Here is a 7,537-nt window from a genome sequence, read left to right on the forward strand (position 1 = left end):
ACTTCCCCGCGCCCGGCAGGTCGCGCGTCGCTGCGCGATGCCTTCCGGCGCCCATGCCCCCGTGATGCACCGGCCCGGTTAGCGCTCCCGGCGCAACCGGGCCTTTCGCCGCTCCCGGCGGCTCATGCCGGGGTCACAGGCGCCGTCAGCGCGCTCTATGCCGGGTCCTATGTCGCTGTTCACCCTGTATTTTATGCAGCGTTAGCAACGCTGCTGCTTGAGGTAAGCGCTGGCATCAAGATGGGGTTAAACATTATGGAATGCGGCTGGCACAGCGGAATGGAGCGGTGAAAAGGGACTGCCGCCGGGATAGGTTAAACCGCCGTAGGATGCGACTGGCACAGCGGAATGGAGCGGTGAAAAGGGACTGCCGCCGGGACAGGTTAAACCGCCGTAGGATGCGGCTGGCACAGTTAAACGTATGTCATATTGCCGTGCGGAGTCAGCCCTGGAATGATGAAGCCATACTACCATGCAGTAAGGCGTAAACATGCGGCAATAGCAAGGGCAGCGAACATTCAGCACTCAGCTTTCAGCCTCCAGATTAATACTGATATTGTCCCCGGTAAGTGCATACCGCGAATAACCTGAAAAATTATTTTTGCCCACAGACGATGGTGTTGACGTTGTCCGGCATAGAGTGCGCCGACAGCGCGCAGCACGGCTGGATGAGCCGCCGGGAGCGGCGAAAGCCCGGCTTGCGCCTGGAGCGCATGCCGGGCGGTCCAAAAGCCGGGATGAAGCGCTGCCGGGGACCGCGCAGCGGCGCACGATCTGCCGGGAGCCCGGGGTCCCGGGGCGGGGGCGACTGCCCGCCCCGGGTCGATTGCCCGCACGGAGCGGCATAAAAACCCGGCACGCTTGGCAAGCGAAACCTTCTCCCATACCCAATAACCGCGACCGCCCAGCCAGACCCATCTCCCATACCCAATAACCCCCACCGCCCACCCAAACCCTCCGCCGCGGCAACATAAACTCCGCCGCAAACAAATCCTGGCCGAGGGGGCATCAAGAAAAATACACGCCGTTTAAACGGCGTTTTTTATCGTTCAGCTTAGCGCGCCGCCGCTGATCTGCAGGTCATGCTCCGTTTGCAGCGCGGTGCGGATGGCGACGTCCAATCCCGCCGCGATGGCGTCCACCGCCATGCTGGGTGCATTGCCCAAGGCCGCCGCCTGCTGCGGCAGGTACGGCGTGTGGATAAACCCCCCTTTGGCGCCATAGCCCAGTTGGGCCAGGCGGTGCAACAGGCTGTACATAATATGGTTGCATACGAAAGTGCCGGCGGTTTGCGATATCTCCGCCGGGATACCCGCGTCACGCATGGCCTGGACCATGGCCTTGATGGGCACGGTGGCGAAATAGGCCGCCGGTCCGCCGGCGGCGATCGGCGTATCGATCGGTTGCCGGCCAAGGTTATCGGCTATGCGCGCGTCGTCGATATTGATCGCCACGCGTTCAACCGACAGGCGCGCCCTGCCGCCCGCCTGGCCTACCGCCAGGACAAGCGCCGGGCGGTGCTCATCAATTAACTGGTTCAACGCCTGGGTCGATTCACTGAAGGCACAGGGCAATTGACAGGCAATAACCTGCGCATCGCCGATACGCCGTTGCCGAAATTGTTTTACCGCTTCCCACGAGGGATTGATTATCTCTCCGTCAAAGGGTTCAATTCCTGTCAGCAATACTGTTTTCATGCTCCGCTCCCATCGCGCTGGCGGCAATGCCGCGCGCCGCAATTTTTCATAAAATGCCTATGCTTATCCTTTTTAACATGTCGTTATTTTCACGTCACTTTTTTCAGGCCATGGCGCTTAGGCCGTTACATCATAAAATAGAGCAGGAAGATATTGACCACCAGCAGCGTCAATCCGGTGGGGATTTGCGCTTTAATTACCGCATAGCGATCGGGCAATTCCAGCAGCGCCGCCGGCACCAGATTGAAATTGGCCGCCATGGGCGTCATCAAAGACCCGCAGTAGCCGGAAAACATGCCTACCGCCGCCATAACGGCCGGGTTGCCGCCGTGCTCATGCACCAGGATTGGAATACCGATGCCGGCGACGATGATGGGAAACGCGGCGAAGGCATTGCCCATGATCATGGTCAACACCGCCATTCCCACCGCAAACACCGCCACGGCGATAAAACGATTATTCACCGCCAGGTAGGTTTCCGTCAGATGGGAAACCGCGCCGCCGACGCCGGCGCTGGTGAACAATAGCCCGAGGGTGGCGAGGATCTGCGGCAGGATAAAGGCCCAGCCGATCGAGTCGAGCAGGCGCCTGGCTTCCTGTACCGACTGGAGCGGTCGGTCGCGGGTGTATCTCAGGGCGAGCAGCAGGCCGATGATACAGCCAAAGGTCATGGAAAACAGCGTCACCAGGGTGGCATTATTACCGGCGCCGAAAAGCCCATGCTGTAGCGCCGGCAGGTTATTGAACAGCAGTACGCCCGCCACCGTCACCACCGGAATGGCCAGCGCCGGGATAAACAGGCGATTGCCCAGGCGGCGGGCGCTCTGTTCGCGTTCGCCCGCGCTGCGTTGATGATAGCCGCCGAGCCGCACGCCGCCGAAACCGGCTATCAACGCCATCAGAATCACCAGGCCGCCGATGCCGATATGCAACGCGCGCTGCGCATCGGCGCCAGGTCCCAGGAGCCGCGCCGTCAGCGCGTAGCACCAATCGCCCACCAGGAACACCAGCCCGTAAAGCCCCCAGAACGCGCCGGTCAGCCAGCGCCGGGGATTGGCCCTGTCGCGCAGCGACATCGCCGATACAATCAGCAGCACCACGCCCGCCAGCCAGTAAAGATAGGTTTGTTGAAAGATCATTTTGCGCTCCCCACGGTGCGCAAGGCGGTCTGGTTCAGCGCCGTTAGCTGCGCCGCCAGCCGTTGGTCCAGGCGCCTGAGGCGAAACGCATGGATCAGGAACGCGAAAATGGCGGTGGGAATGCCATACAGCGCGATATGCAACGGTTCGGTCTGGATACCGGCCGATTCCAGCATAAAGTTGTGCATAAAAATGATGGCGCCGAAGGCGACAAAAATGTCCTCGCCAAAAAATAAACCGACGTTATCAGTGGCGGCCGCCATGGCGCGCAGACGGTAGCGCACCTCCTGCGGCAAATCGCCATAGCGGTTTTCGCAGGCCCCCTCGGTCATCGGCGCCAGCAGCGGGCGCACCATTTGCGGATGACCGCCCAGGCTGGTCAGGCCCATGGCCGCCGTCAGTTCGCGCGCCAGTAAATACACGATCAGCAGCCGCCCGGCGGTGGCGCTCTTGATTTTGGCAATCCAATGCTGCGCGTGCTCCTTTAAACCGTGACGCTCCAGCAAACCGATAACCACCAGGGGTATCAATAATATAAACGCCAGATTGCGGGTGGCTAAAAATCCCGAACCGAGTTTTTCCAGAATGACGGTTATGGGCATATGCGCCGCAAGGCCGGTGACGACGCCGGCGATAATCACCACCAGCACGGCGTTGATACGCAGTAAAAACCCGATGATAATCGCCAGGATACCCAATAAAGGCCAAAGATTTACCGCCTGTTGCATGATGCACTCCTCGAAAATAGATACCTGTATCAGAGGGCGCAAAAGGCCCATAGGCTTCAGATTACCAAGAAATCAGCGGCGCGGGAGATAGGGAATACCTATACAAGACTACAGGGAAATAAGGCGTGGGCGCGGCGGCCGCGCCGCGCCGGGGGAGTAAACGTGGCTCAGGCGGCGGCGATGGGAATGCCCTGGGCGAGGAAGCAGGCGTGTATGCGCCGGGCGAACGCCAAGGCATGGACGCCGTCGCCATGCAGGCAGACGGTATCCGCCCGCACCGTTATCCACTCCCCCGCGGGCGTGCGGATCCGCCCCCGGCGCACCATCTCCAGCGTGCGCGCCAGGGCCTGATCCTCGTCGGTAATCAGCGCGTCCGGCTGCGAGCGCGGCACCAGGCTGCCGTCCAGGCGGTAATTGCGATCGGCGAAGACTTCGTGCCGGACGGCAAGCCCCAGCCGTTCGCCGGCGTTGGTCAGTTCGCTGCCCGCCAGGCCCACCAGGCGCAGGGCCGGATCGACATCCTTGACCGCGCGGGCTATCGCCTGCGCCAGCGCCGGATCGCGAGCGGCCTGGTTGTAGAGCATGCCATGCGGCTTGACATGCACCATCCGGCCGCCCTGGGCGCGGGTGATGGCCGCCAGGGCGCCCAATTGATAGACCACCTGGGCATAAACGGTTTCCGGCGGCAGCGCCATCGCGCTGCGGCCGAAGTTTTCCCGATCCGCGTAGCCTGGATGGGCGCCGATGGCGACACCGTAACGCAGCGCCCACGTCACCGCCTGGCGCATCATATCCGCGTCGCCGGCATGAAACCCACAGGCGATATTGGCCGAACTGACCAATTGCAGCAGCGCTTCATCGTGGGCGCCGCCTTCGCCTAAATCCGCGTTGAGATCCATCAGTTCACCTTTCCGCGCGTTCTGGCCCGTGGCTTTGTCGGCAACACCGGCTGGCGGGCTAGCTCCAGCTGCCAGGCGATTTGCTCCAGATAGCGCTGCTGTTCGAGCCAGGCGCCATGGGCTTCTTCCAGCGTGCACTGGATAAAATGGATAGGCTCGCCCAGGCGGATCTGCGCCAGATGGAACAGATCGGCGGCAATCACGCAGGCGATACGCGGATAGCCGCCGGTGGTCTGGGCATCGGCCATCAGGACGATAGGCTGGCCGCCATGGGGCACCTGAACCACCCCCGGCAGTAAACCATGTGAAAACAGCTCGCGCTCGGTAGTGCGCGTCAGCGTCCGGCCCTGCAGCCGATACCCCATGCGATTGCTTTGGGGGCTGAGCTGCCAGCTCGAGCGCCAGAAGGCCTCCTGGGAATCGGCGCTGAACTCGCGGTATTCGGGACCGGGCAACGCGCGCACGCGGTTGCCGAACAGCAGTTGCCTGATGCCCATTTGCCGGGTTGGCAGGAACCGTGGTTTGCCGGCGGCCAGCAAATCGCCGTCGCGGATCATCCGGCCCTGGTGACCACCGAACTCCGCCTTCAGGTCGGTACTGCGCGAGTTAAGCACCATCGGTACGTCAAATCCGCCGGAAACCGCCAGGTAGCTGCGCATGCCATGTTTGGGGGTGCCCAGTTTCAAGCTCTGGCCGGGCCGCACCTGAAAACGCCAGCCGGTCCAAAGCGGTTTGCCGTCCAACTGGGCATGGCAATCCGCGCCGGTCAGGGCCAGCCAGCCGGCGGCGGTAACCTCGGCGCTGAACTGGCCGAGGGTGATTTCCAGTACGGCGGCGTCCGCGCCGTTGCCCACCAACAGGTTGGCCATTTTCATGGCCGGCAAATCCAGCACCCCGCCCTGGCTGATGCCGAGGTTACGATAGCCGTTGCGCCCGCCGTCCTGGACGGCGGTCATCATGCCGGCATGGATAACCTTTAGCATACGCCCTCCTTTTGCGGCACGAAACGCACGTTATCCCCGGGCAGCAACAGCGTCGGCGGCGTGCCCCGGGGATCAAACAGCTGAAGCGGCGTGCGGCCGATTATCTGCCAGCCGCCGGGAGTGGCGAGCGGGTAGACGCCGGTCTGTTTACCGCCGATGCCCACTGAACCCGCCGGCACCGAGAGCCGCGGCTCGTCGCGGCGCGGTACGGCCAGGATCTCCGGCAGTCCGCCCAGATAGGGAAAACCCGGCTGGAAGCCGAGGAAATAGACAATATAGGGCGCGCCCGCGTGGCGCTCCACCACCTGGCGCGGCGACAGGCCGGTATGCTCCGCCACCCAGGCCAAATCCGGACCGCCGTCGCCGCCGTAGATCACCGGAATATCGATCTCGCGCGCCTCGGGCGTGATGGCATCGCTCTCTTCCCACCACATTTGCAAACGTTCGATGGCATCCAGCGCCGACTGCTGGGGATTGGTCAACAACACGGTCAGGTTATTCATGCCGGGGATCGCTTCGCGCACCTCGTCATGGTTCACCAGACGGGCGGCAAGGCCCCAGATACGCCGCTGGCTTGCCAGGGTAACCGGGGGTTCCAGCTCAAGCACCACGGCGCTTTCGCCTAATAAATAACATCTAGCCCGCTGCAACCGGACCTCCTGATGACCTGTTTCGGCGCCGGCTGGGCTTTCATGAGATTATTTTCAAGAAAATTATAAGCCGGTTAACCAATGGTTTATTTGCAGGTACTGTAATGCGTTTCCGGGCAAAATGTAATAGCCGCCGGTCAAGCTGGATTGGCAATGTCGATAAAAGTCACGTCAAAACCATGCGTTTGCGCCAGCCAGTCGCCCAGGGCTTGAATACCGCCCCGCTCGGTGGCGTGATGGCCGGCGGCAAAAAAATGCAGCCCCGTTTCCCGTGCGATATGGATGGTTTGCTCCGACACTTCACCGGTAATAAACGCATCCATCCCCGCGCGCGCCGCCTGCTCGATAAACCCCTGGCCGCCGCCGGTGCACCAGGCCAGGCGTGAAATCAGCGCCGGGGCGTTGTCGCCGCAGTGCAATACCTCCCGCCCGAGGCGCATTTCCAACCGGCGACGCAGCTCTTGCGCGCTGACGGCGGGGTCAAACTCGCCCCACGGCACCAGCGGTTCCAGCCGTCCCTTGACGTTTATATCCAGCAGGGCGGCCAGCCGGGCATTGTTGCCCAGCTCGGGATGGGCGTCCAGGGGCAGATGCCAGGCGAAAAGATTGATATCGTGCGCCAGCAGGGTCTTCAGGCGCCGCTGCTTCATGCCGGTAACGACCGGCGACTCGTTTTTCCAGAAATAACCGTGGTGCACCAGGACGGCATCGGCATTATGGGCCACCGCCGCATCCAGCAGCGCCTGGCAGGCGGTAACGCCGGTGACGATGCGCTTTACCTCGGCGCGCCCCTCTACCTGCAGGCCGTTGGGCGCATAGTCCTGGAATGAGTCGACGTCGAGCTGCTGATGGATAAGTTGTTCCAGTTCAATATTACGCATGCCGTTAATCCCCTTTATCGCGTGAACCCCGCCGGTTAACCCTTTCCGGAAGCGAGCCCCCGGTCTTTGGCGGCTTGATACGCCGCCAGGGTTGTTTTGCGTGCGCCGCCATGATCAACTATCGGCCGGGGATAATCCAGTCCGGCGTGGCCGGCGCCGGGCCAGCGATGGGGCTCATGCACATGACTGTCCGGCACCGCCGCCAGCTCAGGCAGCCAACGGCGGATAAAGACCCCCTGTTCATCGAAGCGACGTCCCTGGGTGGTGGGATTAAAGATGCGAAAATAAGGCGCCGCGTCGGTACCGGTGGACGCCGCCCATTGCCAGCCGCCGTTATTGGCGGCAAGGTCGCCGTCAATCAGCCGGGAGATGAAATAACGCTCGCCTTCGCGCCAGTCGATGAGCAAATCTTTAACCAGGAAGCTGGCGGTGATCATGCGCAGCCGGTTGTGCATCCACCCGGTTTGGTTCATCTGGCGCATGGCGGCGTCGACAATGGGATAGCCGGTCTTACCCTGCTGCCAGGCGGCAAGCAGGGTTTCATCGTGGCGCCACGCCAC

General features: G+C 62.2%; 8 protein-coding genes. All 8 read right to left on the reverse strand.

Features of this window, described 5'->3' with window-relative positions:
- Positions 1–1,049: 1,049 nt before the first annotated feature.
- A complete protein-coding gene (gene pcp / locus VGC33_RS09040) occupies positions 1,050–1,697 on the reverse strand; it encodes a pyroglutamyl-peptidase I (RefSeq protein ID WP_331120422.1) in 648 nt (215 codons plus the stop codon).
- A 125-nt stretch (positions 1,698–1,822) separates the two neighbouring features.
- Positions 1,823–2,836, reverse strand: coding sequence for a DUF979 domain-containing protein (locus tag VGC33_RS09045; protein WP_331120423.1), 1,014 nt, complete (start codon positions 2,834–2,836; stop codon positions 1,823–1,825).
- Positions 2,833–3,564, reverse strand: a complete 732-nt coding sequence (locus tag VGC33_RS09050; protein WP_331120424.1) for a DUF969 domain-containing protein — start codon at positions 3,562–3,564, stop codon at positions 2,833–2,835. Before VGC33_RS09050 ends, VGC33_RS09045 begins: the two co-directional genes overlap by 4 nt.
- 167 nt (positions 3,565–3,731) lie before the next feature.
- Positions 3,732–4,463: a 5-oxoprolinase subunit PxpA gene (gene pxpA, locus VGC33_RS09055; protein WP_331120425.1), complete on the reverse strand. Its 732-nt coding sequence runs from the start codon at positions 4,461–4,463 to the stop codon at positions 3,732–3,734.
- The gene (gene pxpC / locus VGC33_RS09060) at positions 4,463–5,446 is read right to left on the reverse strand and encodes a 5-oxoprolinase subunit PxpC (RefSeq protein ID WP_331120426.1); all 984 of its coding nucleotides are present in this window, start codon (positions 5,444–5,446) and stop codon (positions 4,463–4,465) included. The genes pxpA and pxpC overlap by 1 nt, the downstream gene beginning before the upstream one ends.
- Positions 5,440–6,096: a 5-oxoprolinase subunit PxpB gene (gene pxpB / locus VGC33_RS09065; RefSeq protein WP_331120427.1), complete on the reverse strand. Its 657-nt coding sequence runs from the start codon at positions 6,094–6,096 to the stop codon at positions 5,440–5,442. The genes pxpC and pxpB overlap by 7 nt, the downstream gene beginning before the upstream one ends.
- Before the next feature lie 137 nt (positions 6,097–6,233).
- Positions 6,234–6,977, reverse strand: coding sequence for a type 2 GTP cyclohydrolase I (locus VGC33_RS09070; RefSeq protein ID WP_331120428.1), 744 nt, complete (start codon positions 6,975–6,977; stop codon positions 6,234–6,236).
- Between the two features lie 35 nt (positions 6,978–7,012).
- Positions 7,013–7,537, reverse strand: a 525-nt coding sequence (locus VGC33_RS09075; protein WP_331120429.1) for an FAD-binding domain-containing protein, incomplete at its 5' end; no start/stop codon positions are given.

It is taken from the genome of Acerihabitans sp. (assembly GCF_036398755.1).
In the GTDB taxonomy this organism is placed as follows: domain Bacteria; phylum Pseudomonadota; class Gammaproteobacteria; order Enterobacterales; family Enterobacteriaceae; genus Acerihabitans.